We start from the raw sequence: 20,738 nt of genomic DNA, 5'->3' as shown, positions 1-20,738 counted from the left end.
AGAAAAACTGCCAGCACAAAACTAGCAGTGAGCAGCAAATAGAGGTGAGTATTATCCTACTTTTGCGTTTTGAAGCTCTTTCGTCTCAACTTCAACCGTAAATGCATCTAAAAGTTGTACAAACTCTTCTCTTGTCTCACATTGATTGATTTCATTGCGAACATTCGCATTGCCTTTTACGCCTTTCAAATACCATGCAGCGTGCTTTCTCATTTCTCTTACCGCTACCTTTTCACCTTTTAAGTTAATCAGGCGGTCAAGGTGCAGTTTGCATACTGACATTTTTTCACGGACTTTCGGTTCGTCTTTTAACTCACCGGTTTCAAGGTACTGAACCGTACGGTAAATCATCCACGGGTTGCCGAGTGCGGCACGGCCGATCATGACGCCGTCAACACCGGTTTCCTCGAGCATGCGTTTCGCGTCCTGAGGCGTTTTGACATCGCCGTTTCCGATCACAGGAATAGAGACGGATTGCTTTACTTCTTTAATGATATCCCAGTTCGCAGTGCCTTCATACATTTGCACTCTTGTGCGTCCGTGCATCGCAACAGCTTTTCCGCCGGCGCGTTCAACAGCCTGGGCGTTTTTCACGGCATAAATGTGATCTTCATCCCAGCCCATTCTCATCTTCACCGTTACGGGCTTATCAACAGCATCTACTACTGCGGATACCATTTCATAAATTTTATTCGGATCGAGAAGCCATTTTGCTCCCGCGTCGCATTTTGTAATCTTCGGCACAGGGCATCCCATGTTAATATCAATAATATCTGCCGTCGTATTTTGATCGACAAACTTAGCCGCTTCTACAAGGGTTTCTTTCTTCCCTCCGAAAATCTGCAGGCTGAGAGGTTTTTCTCTCTCCTCGATGTAGAGCATTCCCATTGTTTTCGCGTTGTTGTACAGAATGGCTTTGTCACTGACCATTTCCGCACATACGAGTCCCGCTCCGAATTCTTTAACGGTAAGACGGAATGCGGCGTTACAGACTCCGGCCATCGGAGCAAGAACCACTCTGTTTTTTAATTCAATATCACCGATTTTAAACACTATTCGTCCTCCTTTCCTGCATTTTCAGGCGGAGCCAATTCCTCCGCGCTTATATTTAAAGCATCAGCAGCGTCACGAATGATCGAAGCTGACGGCAAACGGTTTCCGCGTTCAATCTCGCCGAGAATGGAAACTGAAATACCTATCGCTTTTGCAAACCCTTCTTGAGTATACCCCTTCAGCTTTCTGAATGCACGAATTCGTCTACCCCAGATTTCTGCTTCCATACGCTTACACCTTCTTGGTTTGTTTCATCGCTGATCGTGATATGATCCGCCTGCGGACAAATTTCTTTTAACGGCGCAAGGACAAATAAGCGCTCGTACATTCTCGGATGCGGAACAATCAGCCGCTCTGTTTCAATATTTTCACGATTATACAGCAAAATGTCAAGGTCTGCCGTTCGCGGCCCCCAGCGGATTTCTCTCGTTCTGCCTAATTCAGCTTCAATGCTCTGCGTCACGTCAAGAAGTTCGAAAGGAGTTAATGACGTCTTCACTTCAACGGCCATATTGAGAAACTGATCTTGATCTTCATAACCCACGGGATCAGTCTCATATATGGAGGATACCTTTGACACCGTCACGTCATCATGCCGGCCGAGCATGGCCACTGCCCGCCGCAAGTAACGTTCACGGTCGCCCATGTTAGAGCCGAGACCAATATATGCCGTGTTGTTCATGATTTCGTTCTCGTCATTTCTATGGCTACTGATTTATAATGGCCGGGAATCGGCGGATCAGGCTTAACAACCTTTACCGTACATTGCTGCACCGGCTCAAATTTCTTAAGAACGGTGTCCGCGATCCGCTCCGCAAGCGTCTCGACCAAATTGACGGGCTCGCCCTCAACGATGCCGCGGCAGACGCTGTACAGCTCCGCATAGTTAATAGTGTAAGAAAGGTCATCTGTTTGTCCCGCTTTGCTCAAGTCCAGTTCGGCAGTCAGGTCTACTTTGAAACGCTGGCCGAGTTTGTTTTCTTCTTCGAACACACCGTGATATCCGTAAAACTCCATACCTTCTACATATACTTTATCCATAATGCGCGCCTCCCTTGTTCAACATAGCATCCATCATCTTAGTCATTCTTGCGATCCCTTTGACATCATGCACCCTCACAATGTCGCAGCCTTTCTGGACGCCAAGGCATACTGTCGCCCCTGTCCCCTCGGCACGTTCCTCAGGAGGGAGGTCAAGCACATGGCCGATGAATCTTTTTCTTGATGTCGCCAGGAGCAGCGGATAACCTAACCCGCTGAACACTTCCAGCTTATTCATGACAGCCAGATTGTCCTCATAGTTTTTCGCAAAGCCGATCCCCGGATCCAGAATCATATTTTCATCTGAAACACCGGCATCCGCGGCAATTTTTACGCTTTCCATTAAATCTGCAAGCATATCAGGAATAAGATCGTTATAATTTCTTTCTTTGCGATTATGCATTAAGATAATCGGAACTCCGTGTTTAGCTGCTACCGGCGCCATGTCAGGGTCGCCTTTCGCCCCCCAGATATCATTGATGATAGAGGCGCCCGCTTTCACCGCTTCGTCAGCCACGGACGCTTTGTACGTATCAATTGAAATCGGAACGTCCAGTTCGCTTGTGATCCGTTCTATAGCGGGGATTACACGCGACAGTTCTTCATCAGCCGACACGAGTGATGCGCCGGGCCTTGTCGATTCGCCGCCGATATCTATGATATGCGCCCCTTCTTCAGCCATCTTCGCCGCATGCAGAAGCGCTCTTTCCGTACTATCGTATTTTCCGCCGTCAGAGAAGGAGTCTGGCGTTACATTTAAAATTCCCATAACGAGTGTCTTCTCTTTATAGGATAAAGCGCCTTTTTTTGTATGAATCAGTTTAGGCTGTTCAATCGTTTGCTGCGCCATTTTGTTCCTCCTCCTTTACATTCATTTTGTTTATTTCCTGCTGATACTGCTTGCGGAGCAATTGCACCGTTTTTCCGCTCACTCCGGGCAGCGGCACTTCCTCTATTTTAGAAAACGGGATAATTTCAAGCACGGAGTTTGTCATCCACGCTTCATCCGCTTCAAGCATTGATTGAAAACGGAACCGGCCTTCGGCAACCTCTGTCCCCTGCCGTTTCAATTCACCAATGACAAACTGCCTCGTTACCCCGTCGAGAATGCCTGTATCCAAGGATGGCGTAAAGACCTTGTCTCCTTTTCGCCAAAACACATTGGAGACAATGCCTTCCGCGACATCTCCTTCTCGGGTCAGAAAAATCCCTTCAAGATTCGGATCATTGCCGATTTCTTGTTTAGCATACATATTGTTTAAATAGTGATGGGATTTTAACCGAAAAGATCCTTCAGGTGTGTTTCTCCGGACAGAGAGAAGTTTGCCTTCTTTTTCAAGAGGCAAAGCTTCCGGATTAAGCCGGCTGACGAAACAAAGGACGGTCGGCTTGTCATAAGTCTGGGCGGTAAATCCTTTATCACTGACGCCTGCCGAGACGTTAAGCCGGACACGCGCGCTGCCGTCCTTGATGTCATTGAGGAGCAACAGGCTTGCAAGCATATCAAGCAGCTCCTGTTTATTCACCTCGTACGCAATCTGCAAATCCCGAAGCGCCCTGTTGAGCCTGGCGACATGCGCATCCGGCAAAAACGGCCGGCCGTTATAAAGCCTGAACGTCTCAAACGCGCCGATTCCGTACAGATAACCATGGTCAAAAGGAGAAAGCGCCGCTTCTTTCTCCTCTATATATTGACCATTCAAATATATAATCACACCGTCACTTCCTTCTTGCGGTGTGTCTCAATAAAGTTTCTGAGCATCTCTTTGCCGAAGGAGGTCATGATGGATTCCGGATGGAACTGAACACCTTCAACAGGCAGCTCATTATGGCGGATTGCCATAATTTCTCCTTCTTTGGTTTGAGCGGATACCGTAAAGCAGTCCGGCAATGTGTCCGCTTTAACAATAAGCGAGTGGTACCGGGTTGCGGCCAGCGGATTTTGCAGGCCTTTAAAAATCGTCTGTCCGTCATGCATAATGTCTGACGTTTTGCCGTGCATGAGCCGCTCCGCTCTGACGACGTCTCCGCCGAACACTTGTGCAATCGACTGATGTCCGAGACATACGCCGAAAATAGGAATGCTGCCGGCAAAATGTTTGATGGCCTCGAGGCTGATCCCCGCTTCATCCGGACTGCACGGCCCAGGTGAAATCATCAAGAAATCCGGCGCCAGCTCTTCTATCTCTTCAATCGTAATCTCATCATTCCGTCTGACGATCAGTTCCTCCCCCAGCTCACCCAAATACTGAACCAAGTTGTACGTAAATGAATCATAATTGTCAATCATTAAAATCATCTCTGCTCACCTCATCTAATTTTTTGTCTCTTCTTCGCTCAGCTCTAACGCCTTTTTCATGGCAAAAGCTTTTTTGAACGATTCCTTGTATTCGTGCTTCGGAACCGAGTCAATGACCACTCCTGCTCCGGACTGCATAAAAGCATGTCCGCCGGCTGCATAGATCGTCCGGATCACAATGTTAAATTGCAAATCTCCGTTGAATCCGAACCAGCCTATAGATCCAGTATAAAGCCCCCGCCTTGTCGGCTCAAGCTCTTCTATAATTTCCATCGTTCTCACTTTGGGTGCTCCGGTGATGGTGCCACCCGGGAAAACCGCATGAATAATGTCTGTCGCGTCATATCCGTCCTGCAGCTCCCCCTGTACATTTGACACGATATGCATGACGTGCGAATATTTTTCGATCGCCATAAACTCGTTAACCCGCACGGAGCCGTAGCGCGATACGCGGCCGAGATCATTGCGCTCCAGATCAACAAGCATGACGTGTTCCGCACGTTCTTTCTCGTTGTGAATTAATTCATCAGCCAGCGCCTTGTCTTCTGCATCGTCTTTTCCTCTTGAACGCGTACCCGCGATCGGTCTTGTTTCAAGCTTCTTCCCCTTTTTTGTCACCAATAGCTCCGGCGACCCGCATATCACTTGAAAACCCGGTGTCTCAAGATAAGCCATGTAAGGCGACGGGTTGACGTTTCTCAAATGTTTATACACCTCATACGGGTGAACGGATAAGGATTGGGATTGCCTGATGGACAGATTAACCTGAAACACATCGCCGCTCGCGATATATTGCTTAATTTGTTCTACGGCCTGTGAAAATCCTTCTTCAGTGAACGGAGCGACATACGATCCGTCTCCTTCCCGGTTCAGCGGAGAAAAAGGCTCGTCCCCTGTTTGACGGGAGCGCCACATATCCTCTAAACCGGACAGCTTTTCTTCCGCAAGCCCGGCTTCTTCCGCTTCGGTATGGGTAATGAGCCATAACGCCTCAGCCTCATGGTCGTAAACGGCCACATCATCAAAAATGAGAAAGTATATATCAGGTGTTTCCAAATCATCTAAAGACAGCATTTTAAAATTCTCAATGTATCGGGCGTAGTCGTAACTGATAAATCCAATCGCGCCGCCTTGAAAATCCGGGAACTCATCGTTTGTTTCCGTCCCAAGCGTCTCAAACCAATCATGAAAAGCCCGCAGCGGGTCACCTTCTTTAAACAGCGTTTCCCCTTCATGCTTGATCGTTGTGATTCCGTCTTTCCCTCTGACGGACGCAATCGGATCTAGACCGGCTATACTGAATCTTCCCCCTCTCGCGCTTTCGAGCAGAACATGCCGTTTTCTCGATTTCGAAAGGTTCTCATATTGCTGTAAAAATGCTTGCTTCGTAAAAGGTATCTTTCTTCCTGCCGGTCTGCGTTGTGCCATCTTATCAATCCTCTGCTTCGTTTTCTGTAGTTTTATTTTAAAGCAATCATACTGGTGAAAAAAGTGAATTTCTCTTCCAACCATAAAATTCGAAACGTTTTTTGGATTTTCGATGCTTCAGGCACAAAAAAAACTCCCGGATACAGCCGGGAGCCGTGTGTATGTCTCTATTCAAACTGATAAAGAGGGGTGCTTAAGTAACGCTCTCCATTACTAGGGATGATCGCAAGCACTTTCTTGCCTTTCCCCAGTTTTTTCGCGATTTCCAGCGCCGCGTAAATGGCCGCTCCGGAAGAAATACCGCCGAGAATCCCTTCTTCTTTTGCCGTTTTACGGGCATATTCAAATGCATCCTCATTTTTGACGGGAATGATCTGATCATAAATGTCCGTATTCAATGTTTCAGGGACAAAACCCGCTCCGATACCCTGGATTTTATGCGGACCCGGTTTTCCGCCAGAAAGAACTGGAGAATCCGCCGGCTCTACCGCATAGATTTTGATGGATGGATATGCTTCTTTCAGCACTTCACCCGCTCCCGTGATGGTTCCGCCCGTACCGATACCGGCCACGAACGCATCAAGCTGGTCGTCTCCAAACTGTTCTACAATTTCTTTCCCAGTCGTTTGGCGGTGAATTTCCGGGTTTGCCGCATTGTTGAATTGCTGAGGCACAAAATAGCCGTGTTCCTCTGCAAGCTCCTCCGCCTTTTTAATGGCGCCCTTCATTCCTTCTGCGCCGGGAGTCAGCACAAGCTCTGCTCCGTAAGCGCGCAGCAGATTGCGTCGCTCCATGCTCATCGTATCAGGCATAACGAGAATGGCTCTGAGGCCTTTTGCCGCTGCCACCATCGCAAGACCGATTCCTGTATTTCCGCTTGTCGGTTCAATGATTGTGTCGCCGGCTTTTAATTTGCCTTCTTTTTCAGCCGCTTCAATCATCGCAGCTCCGATACGGTCTTTTACGCTGCTGCCCGGATTCATGTATTCAAGCTTCAGATATACATCTGCGCTGTTTTCATCCGTCAGGCGATTCAATTTCACAATAGGAGTATTTCCGATTAGTTCAGTAATAGAATTTGCAATACGCACCATGTTGGACACCTCAATTTCCGACTAAATTTATTGGTATTATAAATATAAGTTATCAATTTCAAAATTTTTTGTCAATCATTTAGTTCTTTTTTCCCCGTAGAACCAAGAGACTCCCGCCTCTTTCCACAGCGTTTTGACTGTCGCCTTATCACCTAATTGAACCATCGCAATCTGACGTCTGATTTGGCTCTTCACTTCATTATATGAGAAAGTTCTTGCTTTAAGCTTTTCTTTCAGCTGAATGACGGCGTATCCTGAAGAAACTTTAATCGGTTCAGCGGACCATTCATTTTCTTTGAGATTTTTGGCTTCTGTGATATATTCCTGCGGGATATTCTCCTGGTTTTCTGTCACAAATCCGAGGTCTCCGCCATACTGAGACGTGTATCTGTCAGTGGAACGCTCTGCGGCGACGGCTTCAAAGCTGGAACCGCCTTTCAAATCAGCAAGCACCCTGTCCGCTTCTTCTTTGCTTTTGACGACGATGTGCCGGATTCTGTAGGAATCATCGAATTGATACAGTTCTTTATTTTTATTATAAAATGATTGCATTTCCTTATCCGATATATCGATGTCCTTCGTCAGAAGTTCCTCAAGAAGAATGTTGTAGCGGATCTGGTCTTTCCATTCTTTTTCCGTAATATGATCGTCTTCATAAAATGAATTATTCACCGCTTTGATTAAAAGAAATTCACGTTCCAATTCGCTGTTTGAAACTGTAAGTTTATTCTTTTTCGCAAGCTCTTCCACTACTTGTGTATTAATCATGTCTTCCAAGGTCGATTTTCCGTACTGGTCTTCCATCTTTTTCATCCAGTCCTGCCGCGTGATATGTTTATCACCGATTGTCGCGATGGATTCTTCAGATGACCCTGCAGCTTGGGATTTTGTTAACTTATACGCGACTGCCACGCTGCATACTAACAGCGCCGCTACAATAATCGTCAAAAGTGTTCTCGGTTTCAAAATCTACCCCATCCCTTTTTTAAAATAGAACAACCCGCTAAAGAGCTAGCGGGTTGTTTCGTCACGAAGCTCTTCCAGTTCTTCTTTTGTAAATAAATATTTCTCATTACAAAAATGGCAAACCGCTTCGGCTTTTCCGTCTTCTTCTATCATATCTTGTATTTCTTTTTTGCCTAGTCCTAAAATGGCTGCTTCGAAACGATCTTTAGAACAAGAACAGTGAAATTTGACCGGCATATTCTCAAGTACGTCCGGTTTCTGGCCCAGTACTTCTTCTAAAATTTCTTCCGGTGTCAGGCCTTTTTGAATCAATTTTGAAATCGGTTCGATTTGAGATAATCGCTTTTCAATTGTTGAAATGGTTTCCTCATCAGTCCCCGGAAGAAGCTGAATAATGAACCCGCCGGAAGCGAGAATCGTGTTATCAGGGTTCACAAGCACTCCTACACCGACAGATGAAGGGACTTGTTCAGAAGAAACAAGGTAGTATGTGAAGTCGTCACCAAGTTCACCTGAGACAATTTCTACTTGTCCCGTAAAATAATCACGCAAGCCTAAATCTTTTACGACACTAAGTGTTCCGTCCGTTCCTACCGCCCGTCTCACATCCAGCTTCCCCTGTTCATTGAGGTCAAAGTGAACGTGCGGATTTGTTACGTATGCTCTGACTTCGCCCTTTGCATTCGCATCTGCGATGATGGCACCGATCGGCCCGCCGCCTTCTATTTTGACGGTCAGCTTATCTTCACCCTTCATCATCGCTCCGAGCATCAGAGACGCCGTCATCGTCCGGCCGATTGCGGCTGATGCCGTCGGCCATGTGTCATGCCTTCTTTGCGCTTCATTTACCATATCAGTCGTTCTTGCTGCATAAGCCCGAACTTTACCGTCATATGCAATTGCTTTAATTAAATAATCCATCGTTTACCTCCTATACGTGACCCACGCGATTTCGCTCATAAATAATTTCCAGCCCTTTTAAAGTAAGAAACGGGTCAACAACATCAATACAGTCTGATTCATTTGCGATTAATGAGGCAAGACCGCCTGTCGCAATGACTTTGGGCTCTTGTTTGGCCTGCCATTTCATCCGCTTGACAATGCCTTCAACTTGTCCGACATAGCCGAAAAGGATGCCGGACTGCATAGCGCTTACCGTGTTTTTGCCGATGATATTGTCCGGTCGGGCGATTTCAATTCTCGGAAGCTTGGCCGCGCGCGAGTACAGCGCTTCCGTTGAAATCGTAATGCCGGGAGCTATCGCGCCGCCCATATATTGTTTGTTTTCATCAATGTAGCAATACGTCGTCGCCGTTCCGAAGTCAACGACAATTAAGGGGCCGCCATACTGATGAATCGCCGCAACGGCATTGACAATCCTGTCTGCTCCCACTTCTTTCGGATTGTCATATTTTATATTTAAACCTGTTTTCATCCCCGGGCCGACAACCTGCGGCTCGATGTGAAAGTATTTTGTGCACATTCTTTCTAAAGAGAACATAATCGGCGGCACCACGGATGAGATGATAATTCCTTCGATCTGTTCAAACATAAGTCCGGAATGTTCAAATAAGGAGCGGAGCAGCATGCCGAATTCGTCTTCTGTTTTGTGTCTGCTCGTTTCTACACGCCAATGATATTCTAATTCACCATCATGATATACACCAATCACGGTGTTGGTGTTCCCCACATCTATAACCAGTAACAACCTCTATCACCACTTTTGAATAGTTTCTAATCATAACTTTTTCAACATTCTACAATACCATACACGATCTGCGGCTCTTTTGTAAACAAAACGGAACCAGTAAAAAAACCGCCGGTATAAGCCGGCGGTTTTCATATCGGAAAGCGAACTATTCTTTCGGTTCGTCTTTCTTTTCGTCTTCTGTTTTAGACAGAATGTTTACTTTCACATCGTCTTTTTGAAGATGGTCATCTGAGAAATTGCGCTCTGGGAGTTTTCCATGATCCACGAGATGCTTGATTTGTTCCGCATCTAATGTTTCCACATCTAGCAATGTCTGAGCAATCAATTCAAGCTTATCGCGATTTTCAGTCAGGATGGTTTTCGCACGCTCATAACATTCTTTAATGATGCGCTGAATTTCCTGATCGATTTCGTAAGCGATCTGATCACTGTAGTTTTGCTCGTTGTTGAAATCCCGGCCCAGGAATACTTGACCGCCTTGAGATTGACCGAACTGGAGCGGTCCGAGTTTTTCTGACATGCCGAACTCCGTCACCATTCTTCTGGCAATGTTCGTTGCCCGCTGGAAGTCATTGTGAGCCCCGGTGCTGACTTCGCCGAAAATAATTTCTTCGGCAACGCGTCCGCCCAGAAGACCGACAATTTTGTCGAGAAGCTCAGGTTTTGTCTGGAAGTAACGGTCTTCTCTCGGAAGCATGACCGCGTATCCGCCTGCCTGCCCCCTCGGAACGATCGTTACTTTATGAACCATATCGGCTTCATCCAGCACAAGTCCGATAACAGTGTGACCGCCTTCGTGGTACGCCACGATATTGCGTTCTTTTTTCGAGATGACGCGGCTCTTCTTCGCAGGACCCGCAATGACACGGTCCGTTGCTTCATCAATGTCGCGCATATCAATTTTCTTCTTGTTTTGACGGGCAGCAACAAGTGCCGCTTCGTTAAGAAGGTTTTCTAAATCTGCGCCTGAGAAACCAGGTGTTCTTGAAGCGATTGCTTTTAAGTTCACCGTCTCATCAAGCGGTTTGTTTCTCGCATGGACCTGCAATACGGCTTCACGGCCGATGACATCCGGACGGTCTACCGTAATCTGACGGTCAAAACGTCCCGGACGGAGCAATGCAGGGTCAAGAATGTCCGCACGGTTTGTCGCAGCGATAATAATGATTCCTTCATTCGCACTGAAACCGTCCATCTCAACAAGCAGCTGGTTCAGCGTCTGTTCGCGTTCATCATGCCCGCCGCCAAGACCGGCGCCGCGCTGACGTCCTACCGCGTCGATCTCATCAATGAAGATCAGGCAAGGCGCATTCTTTTTCGCATTTTCGAATAAATCACGCACACGGGAAGCACCGACACCGACAAACATTTCAACGAAGTCAGATCCGCTGATGCTGAAGAAAGGAACGCCAGCTTCACCGGCTGAGGCTCTCGCAAGCAATGTCTTACCGGTTCCCGGAGGTCCGACCAGCAGCACGCCTTTAGGAATTCTGGCGCCAAGCTCGGCGAATTTGCGGGGATCTTTCAGAAACTCAACAACCTCAACAAGCTCCTGCTTCTCCTCATCCGCGCCGGCTACATCTTTAAACTTCACGCGTTTCTTTTCTTCCGTATACAGCTTCGCTTTGCTCTTTCCGAAATTCATGACACGGCTTCCGCCGCCCTGAGCCTGGTTGAGCAGGAAGAAAAACAGAATAAAGATGATGACAAACGGAATGATCGTCGTTAAGAACGTCACCCACCCGCTTGTTTCCTGTGCGGGATCAACTTTTACGTCCGTCTTTTTAATTGCGTCAAATATCTGGTCTGCTCCTTTTCCTTCAGGAACATGTGTTAAAAAGTACTGGTCTTTGTCGTATTTTTTCAGCTGTCCTTTTACCTCATAAACACCTCTGACAGGCTGAACCGATACGCTATCAACTTTCCCTTCATCGAGGTTCTTGATAAACGTACTGTACGACATATTTTCTGTTTTCGGGTTTGAAGTCTGGAAGTAACTCACAACCCCGATTACTACTAATAAAATAAGTAAATAAAAAATGGTATTACGGAAGACCCGATTCATTCCTTACCTCCTCCCACAGTAAGCACAACTATGTTCAATAGTACCATAGAAAATCATTCCAATACAACCGATAACCATCTCGGAAGCAGGCAGCCGATCAGCTTTCATAAATCGCCGGTTTCAACACTCCGATGTAAGGCAGATTGCGATAGCGTTCGGCATAATCAAGTCCGTAACCCACAACAAACGCATCAGGGACTTCAAAGCCTACGAAGTCTGCTTTAATGTCCGCTTTTCTTCCGCTTGGTTTATCCAACAGGGTAACAATCTTAATTGATTTCGCTTTACGATATCGGAAGAGTTCTACGAGATAGCTCAAGGTTAACCCACTGTCGATAATATCTTCAATGATTAAGATGTCCCGGCCTTCTACAGATGTATCCAAATCTTTGATGATTTTGACTTCTCCGGAAGAAACCGTGGAATTTCCGTAGCTTGATACATCCATGAAGTCCATTTCCAAATATGTATCAATATGCTTTATAAGATCAGCCATAAAAGGGAGCGCTCCCTTTAACACACCGATTGCCAACGGAAACGTGTCGCTGTACTCGCTTGTTAATTGTTCTCCAAGCTGTTTTACTTTCTGCTGGATCTCATCTTCTGAAATCAGCACTTTTTCGATATCTTGTTTCATGTTAATGCTTGCCCCCTACACTTTTCATGCTGTCTATATTGTAATACAATGCGGTCACTGTTTGAAATCACAAGATTGTCAAAGATGGATTTTTTCAAGCCAGGCAGCCAGATAATTTCACCGCTTGCATCCGTTACAATCGGCCATTCGTCCCGATCACGCAGAGGCAGTTTATGATCAATAAATATATCTTTTACCTTTTTCGAGCCATTCATCCCTTTAAGTTTGATCCGGTCGCCGATTTTTCTCGTCCGGATTGTTAAAGGAAATTGCACCTTATTTCTGCTTGTTATAAAAACAGCATTCCCATTTTTGATATGAGGGTCGGCCTGATCGGCCACCTCTATCATAAAGCCGTTGGGCAGAACAGCAGTCTCGCCTTCCGCTCCTTGCAGCTGCAGCTCAAAGGGAATCTTTTCACACTGCCATTGTTCAAATGTAAACAAACATGTCTGATATGATTTGACCACCTTCAGCCCTTTTGGAAAATCAAGCACTCCTGAGGCGCTTCCGTTTTCTGCCCATTCAAGAAACTGCTGGATATGGCGGGCGGAAAACGACGATGGAACGTTTTCATAAAGATAGTTTAATATTAGTTGAACTCCTCTTCTTTGTAAAGGTATCGGAAGGGCAAGCAATTGAGAGGAATTGACTTCAACTGATGTGTCAGACTTGCTTGTAATAACCTTATTCATTCGTTCTTTCGTTAATGACTGCAAGTATTGTTCGTCTTCTGTCAGTGCTTCACTCACTTTTTGAAACATTTTATGAACGTCAGGTGATTCTTGTTTTAAAAAAGGAAGCACGGTCTTTCTGAATCTGTTTCTTGTATAATCGTCTTTTGAGTTGCTCTCATCCGTTCTGTAGGACAGCCCTTCTTGATGGCAGTATTCAAGAATTTCATCTTTTGCCATATAGAGGAAAGGTCTGATCAGCAGGCCGGATGCAAATTCGCGGACAGGCTGCATTCCCGCAAGCCCCGCCCCGAGCGTACCTTTCGCAAGCCTCATGAGCATTGTCTCAACTTGGTCGTCGCCATGATGAGCCAGCGCTAAAAACTTTGCTTGGTGTTTTGCCATCAGCTCTTTAAAAAACTGATATCTGCAATCACGCGCGGCAGCCTGCTTGTTCAGCTTATTCTTCCTTGCATATGCGGAAACATCAATCTGTACCGCTTCGCAAAGGATGTGTTCCGCCTCGCAATATGACTGCACAAACTTCATATCTTCTTCAGATTCAGATCCCCTGAACTGATGGTCGACATGCGCCGCAATGATAACGGAGGAATGCCCGAAGTGCTTATTCAGCATGCTGAGAAGCGCCATTGAATCAGGGCCCCCGGAGACTCCGGCAATAATCGTTTCTCCCTCCGCCTGAAGATGATATGTTTTGAAAAAATCTTCCACGCTTTTCACAATGTCCCCCTCACAATGAGCAGGTTTTTTAAAGATATACATATCCTATCACTTTCATTCCCTCCAAGCAAAGAAGAAGCATGAACATCGGCGATCGGCCGGCATTAGATGAGAAAAAAGACGATGTAAGCGAAATAAAGGGCGAGAACGCTGATTAGAATAAGTGTTGTTTCAAACAAACCATTGTGTTTTGCGGGCTTTTGTTTTGGTTTATACCGTGTCTGAGAAACAGTGCCCTGCCGCGGTTTTGCCTGCTGCGGCTTAGGCCTGGCGGCGGTTTTCCTTTTGCCGCCCGTGCTCTGTCCTGCCGTAAGGATGTCATGTTTCATCGCTTCAGCAGACGGATATTGCCCGTTTAAAGCAGAAAACAGAACCTTCTTATACTTATTCAAAAACGGGTGGCCTTCAATAATAGAACGAAGCTGTTCTTTCGGCTGTCCTGTCTTTTTGCACTCTTTCTTCTGAACACAGTGGATCATGATCATGGCTGCAGCAAACAGGTCATAGGATGGCTCCGCTTTTCTTGTTCCATACCCCCAATAGCCCCTGTCGTAAAACTCCGTATACTCTTTAATCGCGCGCCCCTGTTTTGTCGTTCCCCCTACATCAATGCAGCGAATGGCAGCCGGAGGTCCGGTTACAATGAGGTTTTCCGGCTTGAGGTCGCCAAAGACCCATCCTTGCTGATGAAGGACAGACAGACTGGAAAGAAGCTGCACCATCAGCACCGGAATCCACTCCGCTCCCTTACTGCTGATATATTGCGGAAGAAGCGGCCCTTCTATGTACTCCATCACGTAAAAAGAGACATTTTTATTCAGCTGCGGTATAAAGGCATCATCCGCATCAAAAAAAGAAGGCCCCATCGTTTGCGACCGGGCCTTTGAAAAGGATTTTAAGACATTCACTTCAGAGGTAACAGACATGCTGTCGCTGCTTATTTTCAAAGCGACATGTCCGCCTGATGCTTCTGCCAGATATACAATACCGTTAGCCCCTTTGCCAAGCTGTTTGAGCAATCTGTAGGATTTGCCGTTCCACTTGCCCTGGATTTCCGTTCCCGGTGCCAGACTACATGCCAAACTCGTTAAAGCGTCGTTCATCATCTGCCAACATGCTCCTTCTTGAGCGGATTCTTTCAAACTGCTGCGCCGCTTCCCGGATAGCGGGACCCGTAGGGGTGATACCGCCGGTTGACAGCTTCGCAAAGAGAGCGGAAAGCGATTCAAGCTTCGGCGTCCAATTCAACACAAGCTCAACTTCCTGGCTTTTCCCGGGAAATATACACATGGCAAATTCATTGTGACCGGCTCGGGAATTTAAACTGATGGAAAGATCAATCAGCGCTTCTTTCACCGTCGGCAGTTTCGGCGCCATACTCGCACTCGTATCAACCAGCACAAGCACTTGCAGATGAACCGTTTCGCCGAGTTCATCAACCACTTCCATCACTTCGCCGCGTTTTTCCGGAGAAAGTTCTTCCATTTCAATGTTTTTCCCTAAAATTTGTTTAAGCTCTTGATTGACGACACCTTGAAGTGTCTGGGTCATTGCTTTTTTTGTCACCATTTGAACCGTTTGAGACAATTGAGACGCATACACAACTTGATGGACGCCGCCTCCGGCCATGGCGATGCCTTCAACTTCCTTCATTGCCTCTTGGTCAATCGCGTTTTCTTCCATAATTCCTATAACATTCACCGTAATCCCCTGCTCCTTGGCGAAAGCCGCCATTGCAATCGGGTCTTCACCATGATTGGAGCAGCCATCTGTAATCAGCAGAACTTGATTTAAATGTCCCTTATTCACATTCATTCCTCCCGGTGATACGATTAGTCCCATCTTCGCCAGAAGGAATGTGATTTATACGAAAGGATTAAGAAATCTCCTTATTATTTTGGAAAACCGCCGGCACCGGTATGGATGCCCATTTCGGCGTATTGTGGTCAATCCGGACGACAACGACCGTCATATCGTCTTCGATTTGGCCGGCACGCGTTCTGATGACCTCTTCCATTAATATATCAGCGATTTCCTGCGGGTCTTCGGTTTTCAGCCCTTTCATTTTCCGTTTCATCCACAGGTCGTGGTTCTCTACGTGCTTCGGCCCTTCAAAAATACCGTCACTCATCATGACGAGCAGATCTCCCGCTTTCAGCTGTTCACTTACGACCTCCACATCAAATTCATTGATGATGCCGATCGGCAGATTGCTGGCCTGCACTTTCATGACTTGATCTCCCCGCTTGATAAAACTCGGCGTTGAACCGACCTTCAAGAATTTACAGCTTGCATCCTGAAGATCAATGATAGAAAGATCGAGAGTTGAGTAGATTTCATCTGTCGTCCGTAAAGACAGAATGCTGTTGATCGTTTTGATCGCGATTTTTTCATCAATACCCGATTCGAGAATTTTTTCGAGAAGTTTAATCGTTTCATTGCTCTCATAATGGGCCCTCGCCCCATTGCCCATGCCGTCGCTGATCGCGGCCGCATACTTTCTCGCCCCCAGTTCCATCATGCTGTAGCTGTCGCCGGAGACAAGGCCCCCTCCTTTTGCCGCGTGAGCCGCGCCTGTCGATACCCGGTAAGACTTGGTCGAACCGAACGCGACATGGCTGTAGCCATTCGGATGAGCCGAGTGCTGTTCGCTTTTGACAAGTATCTGCTCCTCAAGAATGTCAGACAGCATCGGGGCGATAATTTTCTCACTCTCGCCGTGCCCGCCGCTGAACGGTATTGTCATTTCGATATCAATATTGCCCTGCTCCAAGCTGTATATCTCGACATGCTGAATCTCGATTCCGAAATGCTGAAGCGCCTCTATCATTTGTTCTTCCTGAATAAAATGCTGCTCCCTTTCCCGTTTTATTTCCCGAGAAAAGTCCGCCATGACCTCAGAAACCCCCAACAGCTGCTCGGCAACAAGCCTTCTGCTGTCCTGAACTTTTCTCTTCAGGGTCAGATGGGCGTGATGATGGGCAAGTTCGTCTTCAATCAGCTCTTCCACCTGTCTGGATTTGGAACAGTGCTGCTGAAACTCCTTTTTTAATCTGCGGTTTGAGGCATACTGTTTTTCCTCTGTTTCATGCATAACTTGTTTCATTAAATCATATGTTTTATCAAAGTTTTGAACCCAGCATTTGCTTTTCTTATAACAGGATTGGCAGGAATGCTCGGTGATTTTGCTTAAAAAGAGATCCACTTCCCCTTCTTCAGCCTGCTCATCGGAAGACGTCTGATGAAAAGTAGCAAAGCTCTCCGACAAGGCATGAAACACATTGGAGAACTGATCTACTTTCTGGGCAGTGACATCTCTGATTTTTCTCGCGTACTGCTGCTGTTCCTGACTGTGCTCAGCAGTGCCCGGTATGTATCGCGCCACCTTTTTCGTAATCGACTGGGGCGTAATTAAAAACAAGGCAACGGCAATCAAAGATTCGTAAAGGGTGGTCATTAACCCGGCGGACCCTTCCCCATATAATGAAATCAGCAGTGAGCCGATCACTAATCCGACTGCGGCGCCGGCTTTCTTGCCTTCCTTCAGCAGTCCGCCAAGAAGCCCGGAAAACGCAAGCAGACTCATTTGATAGAGATTGCCGATATTCGCAAGCCCGAGAATCAGCCCGGTCACAACACCGACAGTACAGCCGATGCTTGCTCCGCCGACAAAGGAAAAACTCAGAACCACATAACGGGCCAGTATATGTTCAGCCTGCATTCCCTGAAACGAAACGCCTGCAAGACCGGTTAAAACGGATGCGATCAAGATCATAAAACAGATGATTTCTTCTATTTTTAATGATTGTTTCACTTTTTTGATCGTGAAGATCGGCAGACTTTGCAAAAAGATCAGCGTCAAAATAAAGGCCAAGCCAGCCTCGACCACAGCCATCACATAGTCATAAGTGGTAAAAGCGCCGCTATCAAAATATACAAAACCGATTCTCGCGGCAGCCATAGAGAAAAACACTACGATCGGCAGCATCTTCACCCGGTCCTGCATGATATATGTACCGATTTTTGAAAATAGAGTAAAGACGGCCAAAGCTGTGAGAATCAGCAAAGAGTGTTTCGGCGAAATGGTTAAAGCGCCCGCAAGTAATGACAGACAAGCATAGAAGGCTTTATCTCTTCTGATCAAAAGCATCGCCCCGAAAAACGGCAGCGCAAACGGAAGAACCTCAGATAATATAAAAGCCCGTCCAAGCAGAAAACCGATCACGACATAAATGAAACCCTTATAGAAAAAAAGTGAATGCGCCTGATGAACCGCAAGCTTTGCAGCCTTTTCAAAAAACGATTGCAGTTTTTCCAGAGCTTGTCCCGCCATCGGCCCGTTCACTCTTCTTTCCGCTTTTTCCATTGCTCTCATCCCCCACCTGTTTTATTCGTTGCTTGTCATTATAAATGAAAGCACAGATAGGATTTTGTCAAAAGAAGGTAACGATTCCAAAGAACTCTTCGACGCTTTCTCCCTTGTTCCCCTTTCCTCTCTTATTTCCTCCGACATTTCTCAAAAAGTTGTCTAAATATGAAAAAATCGGCTTCTGCAACAGAAGCCGATTCGCTTGATGACCCGTACGGGATTCGAACCCGTGTTACCGCCGTGAAAGGGCGGTGTCTTAACCGCTTGACCAACGGGCCATATATATATGGTAGCGGCGGAGGGGATCGAACCCCCGACCTCACGGGTATGAACCGTACGCTCTAGCCAGCTGAGCTACACCGCCATATAAGGTGCTTATAAGCACAAGTTATATAATACAAAGGTTTCTTCATTCCGTCAACAGAAAGTTTGAAGTTTTAATTTTCTGACTACAGGGATATATACAAAAAAAAGCACCCGCGGGATAGACGGATGCTCCAATGTATTTATAGAAAGCAGCAAGTTATCCTCTTCTTGCTCCGCGCCCTCCACGTTTTGATTCCGTGTTTCGTTTTAAAGATGATAAGCGGTCTTCGCTATCTTTAAGAAACTTGTTCATTTTCTGTTCAAAAGATTCTTTCGGACGGAAATCATTTCTAGGTCTGGCTTGCGGACGGTCTTTAGCTTTTTTAATTGATAAACCAATTTTCCCGTCTTTTTCAACGTTGATGACTTTCACTTCAACTTGATCGCCGACTTTTAAATGCTCGTTAATGTCTTTCACATAATTATCGGCTACCTCACTGATATGAACGAGACCGGTTGAGCCTCCAGGCAATTCAACAAATGCTCCGAAATTTGTAATACCTGTTATTTTCCCTTGCAACTTGCTGCCAACTTCAATCGACATAAAAAAAGTGCTCCTCCTTAGGCTTATAAAAAGATCGTTTGTTTAATTATACCTAAATAAAAATTTAAGTGTCAACAAGGCTACTTGCTCTTCTTTTCTACATTGAAGAGAATCTCACCATTTCCTGACATAAACAAGTCTCTTCTGGCAAGCTCTGTGACGTAATCCTCATCCTTTAATTTGGAAATTTCATCTTTTAAATCAGCCTGTTTCGCGTCCAATTCTTTCACTTGTTTTTCCAGCTGAGCTTTCTTTTCTTCGTTTGCGCTAAGGGAAGAGGTCTGTGACCACAGAGAACCCGCTAAGACAATAGCCGTCAACAACACAAGGGCGCCGAATACGATCAACCGTCTGAAAAGCCCTTTCCGCCTTCTTTTCATAAGCTGGGATTGCCGTTCAACCTGCTCTTTATAGTCGTTTTGAATTTCAGTTATTGTACGTTCTCTAGATAGATTCAAACCAGACGGTCCTCCTTTCATCTTTTCAAAATACGTATCATGGTCGATCTGATTGTTATGATTAGTTTCTTGCTCTTTTGTAAAAATCCTGCACTTTTTTGAAAATATCGTTTGAAAGTAAGACGCCACTTTTCAGGAAGAAGTTTCAATAATTGTTTCAACAGGAAGAACAGCGGATGCAGCAAAAACATTACGATCTTAAAAAGACACTTCACAAAAAAGGCGCTCACCCGATAGGAGTATAAAGAAATAAACGTGATCAGCCCGATGAGCAGCTTAAAAAGCAGAACCACCGGACGGAACAGCACATGCTGAATGAGCTTTTTTGCAAATTGATAAAGAGATACCCCAAGATGGATGGCGAATTTCAGTATTTTTATATACATTCGTTTAAACAGGCTTTGGTACGTCGCAATTCCCAGTAAGACAGCCAAGAAAATGTATATCCTGAGTTCACCTTCATTCACGTTGAGCAGCACATAGAAAAACAGCAGACCTTGTACAATCCAAAAAAGAAGGTCATGAATGAATAACAGCCATCTGGCCGTTTTGGCGCGGCTGACAAACAGCCTGTATGTATCAAGCGACGCTCCGAGCCAGGCGCCCATACCGGTCATTGCCAGCATCGTATAAAATTGGGTCGTCAGCGTCATTTAAACAACTTGCTAAAAAACCCTTTAGCTTTATCCCCTTGCTGCTCGTCTAAATATACAAGGTCAAACACCCTGCCCTTTATAGATACAATCCCTTTTTCCACATCAAGGTTTTTCATCTGCAGATTCTCGCCTCTGACGGAAAGCATTCCCATAACCGTTTCCAGCAAAAACTCTTCGTTGTCAAAACTTTCTACATGCTTGACGCCCGAAATGTCTAAATGCTTTCTCCCTTTCATCGTTACATCATGCTGTTCCGGAACAGAAGAAGAACCTTTTTGCTCATAATATGAATTCATCTATTCAGCCCCCATATCCTCGATACTTTTAGCATTATTACTGCATTGTATGAGGCGGGAGCTTTGTTTAGAACAAGCCTATTCGCCGAGTTTTTCTTCTTTGACGATGGTATACATGCCCGCGGCTTCTTCTTTTTTGGTTGTTTCTTTCAATTCGTTTACCTTTACGGTGACAAGCTTTTGGCCGAAGCGGACCGTCAGTTCATCGCCGGCTTTTACGTCTGAGCTGGCTTTCGCCTGATTCCCGTTAACGGTGATTCTCCCCTGGTCGGCGACCTCTTTCGCCAAAGTGCGGCGCTTAATTAATCTGGATACTTTTAAAAACTTATCAAGTCTCATA

Annotated in this window: 23 protein-coding genes and 2 tRNA genes; all 25 read right to left on the bottom strand. The window is 46.0% G+C overall.

The window, feature by feature from the left end:
• Nucleotides 1-51: 51 nt before the first annotated feature.
• The 25 genes from dusB to ACXN9U_RS00325 all read right to left on the bottom strand — a co-directional run bounded on the left by dusB (nt 52) and on the right by ACXN9U_RS00325 (nt 20,737).
• Nucleotides 52-1,053 (bottom strand): tRNA dihydrouridine synthase DusB, encoded by a 1,002-nt coding sequence (dusB, locus tag ACXN9U_RS00445; protein WP_016936548.1) that lies wholly within the window; start codon nt 1,051-1,053, stop codon nt 52-54.
• Nucleotides 1,053-1,280 (bottom strand): helix-turn-helix domain-containing protein, encoded by a 228-nt coding sequence (locus ACXN9U_RS00440; protein WP_016936547.1) that lies wholly within the window; start codon nt 1,278-1,280, stop codon nt 1,053-1,055. Before ACXN9U_RS00440 ends, dusB begins: the two co-directional genes overlap by 1 nt.
• Complete coding sequence (folK, locus tag ACXN9U_RS00435) at nt 1,232-1,735, bottom strand: 2-amino-4-hydroxy-6-hydroxymethyldihydropteridine diphosphokinase (protein ID WP_060963755.1); 504 nt, start codon at nt 1,733-1,735, stop codon at nt 1,232-1,234. The genes ACXN9U_RS00440 and folK overlap by 49 nt, the downstream gene beginning before the upstream one ends.
• Nucleotides 1,732-2,094, bottom strand: coding sequence for a dihydroneopterin aldolase (gene folB, locus ACXN9U_RS00430; protein ID WP_060963756.1), 363 nt, complete (start codon nt 2,092-2,094; stop codon nt 1,732-1,734). Before folB ends, folK begins: the two co-directional genes overlap by 4 nt.
• On the bottom strand, nt 2,087-2,944 hold the full coding sequence (gene folP, locus ACXN9U_RS00425) for a dihydropteroate synthase (protein ID WP_438421073.1): 858 nt from the start codon (nt 2,942-2,944) through the stop codon (nt 2,087-2,089). Before folP ends, folB begins: the two co-directional genes overlap by 8 nt.
• Nucleotides 2,925-3,809 carry an aminodeoxychorismate lyase gene (gene pabC, locus ACXN9U_RS00420; RefSeq protein WP_060963758.1) on the bottom strand — a complete coding sequence of 295 codons (885 nt, stop codon included), beginning with the start codon at nt 3,807-3,809 and terminating at the stop codon, nt 2,925-2,927. Before pabC ends, folP begins: the two co-directional genes overlap by 20 nt.
• Nucleotides 3,806-4,393 (bottom strand): aminodeoxychorismate/anthranilate synthase component II, encoded by a 588-nt coding sequence (gene pabA, locus ACXN9U_RS00415; protein WP_438421071.1) that lies wholly within the window; start codon nt 4,391-4,393, stop codon nt 3,806-3,808. The genes pabC and pabA overlap by 4 nt, the downstream gene beginning before the upstream one ends.
• 15 nt (nt 4,394-4,408) lie before the next feature.
• Complete coding sequence (gene pabB, locus ACXN9U_RS00410) at nt 4,409-5,821, bottom strand: aminodeoxychorismate synthase, component I (RefSeq protein ID WP_060963760.1); 1,413 nt, start codon at nt 5,819-5,821, stop codon at nt 4,409-4,411.
• A gap of 167 nt (nt 5,822-5,988) precedes the next feature.
• On the bottom strand, nt 5,989-6,915 hold the full coding sequence (gene cysK / locus ACXN9U_RS00405; protein WP_004264603.1) for a cysteine synthase A: 927 nt from the start codon (nt 6,913-6,915) through the stop codon (nt 5,989-5,991).
• A 75-nt stretch (nt 6,916-6,990) separates the two neighbouring features.
• Nucleotides 6,991-7,881, bottom strand: coding sequence for a peptidyl-prolyl cis-trans isomerase (locus ACXN9U_RS00400; protein WP_489202061.1), 891 nt, complete (start codon nt 7,879-7,881; stop codon nt 6,991-6,993).
• A 45-nt stretch (nt 7,882-7,926) separates the two neighbouring features.
• Nucleotides 7,927-8,802 (bottom strand): Hsp33 family molecular chaperone HslO, encoded by an 876-nt coding sequence (gene hslO / locus ACXN9U_RS00395; RefSeq protein WP_060963762.1) that lies wholly within the window; start codon nt 8,800-8,802, stop codon nt 7,927-7,929.
• Between the two features lie 10 nt (nt 8,803-8,812).
• Entirely contained in the window at nt 8,813-9,589 is a 777-nt protein-coding gene (locus ACXN9U_RS00390) for a type III pantothenate kinase (RefSeq protein WP_016936538.1), read from the bottom strand.
• A gap of 148 nt (nt 9,590-9,737) precedes the next feature.
• The gene (gene ftsH / locus ACXN9U_RS00385; RefSeq protein ID WP_004264608.1) at nt 9,738-11,657 is read right to left on the bottom strand and encodes an ATP-dependent zinc metalloprotease FtsH; all 1,920 of its coding nucleotides are present in this window, start codon (nt 11,655-11,657) and stop codon (nt 9,738-9,740) included.
• Between the two features lie 97 nt (nt 11,658-11,754).
• Entirely contained in the window at nt 11,755-12,294 is a 540-nt protein-coding gene (gene hpt, locus ACXN9U_RS00380; RefSeq protein ID WP_004264611.1) for a hypoxanthine phosphoribosyltransferase, read from the bottom strand.
• Complete coding sequence (gene tilS, locus ACXN9U_RS00375) at nt 12,291-13,709, bottom strand: tRNA lysidine(34) synthetase TilS (RefSeq protein WP_489202060.1); 1,419 nt, start codon at nt 13,707-13,709, stop codon at nt 12,291-12,293. Before tilS ends, hpt begins: the two co-directional genes overlap by 4 nt.
• Before the next feature lie 104 nt (nt 13,710-13,813).
• Entirely contained in the window at nt 13,814-14,815 is a 1,002-nt protein-coding gene (locus tag ACXN9U_RS00370; RefSeq protein ID WP_489202059.1) for a protein kinase domain-containing protein, read from the bottom strand.
• Nucleotides 14,781-15,518 carry a vWA domain-containing protein gene (locus ACXN9U_RS00365; protein ID WP_060963764.1) on the bottom strand — a complete coding sequence of 246 codons (738 nt, stop codon included), beginning with the start codon at nt 15,516-15,518 and terminating at the stop codon, nt 14,781-14,783. The genes ACXN9U_RS00370 and ACXN9U_RS00365 overlap by 35 nt, the downstream gene beginning before the upstream one ends.
• Before the next feature lie 67 nt (nt 15,519-15,585).
• Nucleotides 15,586-18,075 carry a stage II sporulation protein E gene (spoIIE, locus tag ACXN9U_RS00360; RefSeq protein WP_060963765.1) on the bottom strand — a complete coding sequence of 830 codons (2,490 nt, stop codon included), beginning with the start codon at nt 18,073-18,075 and terminating at the stop codon, nt 15,586-15,588.
• 209 nt (nt 18,076-18,284) lie between these two features.
• Nucleotides 18,285-18,356, bottom strand: a tRNA-Glu gene (locus ACXN9U_RS00355).
• Nucleotides 18,357-18,365: 9 nt separating this feature from the next.
• A tRNA-Met gene (locus tag ACXN9U_RS00350) sits at nt 18,366-18,442 on the bottom strand.
• Nucleotides 18,443-18,601: 159 nt separating this feature from the next.
• Nucleotides 18,602-18,988 carry a S1 domain-containing RNA-binding protein gene (locus ACXN9U_RS00345; protein WP_004264630.1) on the bottom strand — a complete coding sequence of 129 codons (387 nt, stop codon included), beginning with the start codon at nt 18,986-18,988 and terminating at the stop codon, nt 18,602-18,604.
• Between the two features lie 80 nt (nt 18,989-19,068).
• Entirely contained in the window at nt 19,069-19,446 is a 378-nt protein-coding gene (divIC, locus tag ACXN9U_RS00340) for a cell division protein DivIC (protein ID WP_016936533.1), read from the bottom strand.
• Nucleotides 19,447-19,463: 17 nt separating this feature from the next.
• Nucleotides 19,464-20,099, bottom strand: coding sequence for a spore cortex biosynthesis protein YabQ (yabQ, locus tag ACXN9U_RS00335; protein WP_489202058.1), 636 nt, complete (start codon nt 20,097-20,099; stop codon nt 19,464-19,466).
• On the bottom strand, nt 20,096-20,398 hold the full coding sequence (yabP, locus tag ACXN9U_RS00330; RefSeq protein ID WP_004264638.1) for a sporulation protein YabP: 303 nt from the start codon (nt 20,396-20,398) through the stop codon (nt 20,096-20,098). Before yabP ends, yabQ begins: the two co-directional genes overlap by 4 nt.
• Nucleotides 20,399-20,476: 78 nt before the next feature.
• The gene (locus ACXN9U_RS00325; RefSeq protein WP_007409934.1) at nt 20,477-20,737 is read right to left on the bottom strand and encodes an RNA-binding S4 domain-containing protein; all 261 of its coding nucleotides are present in this window, start codon (nt 20,735-20,737) and stop codon (nt 20,477-20,479) included.
• Nucleotide 20,738: the final 1 nt, after the last annotated feature.

Source organism: Bacillus sp. BACIII, from assembly GCF_057836745.1.
The sequence above is the reverse complement of the archived record's forward strand: the minus strand, read 5'-3'. Positions and strand labels throughout refer to the sequence as shown.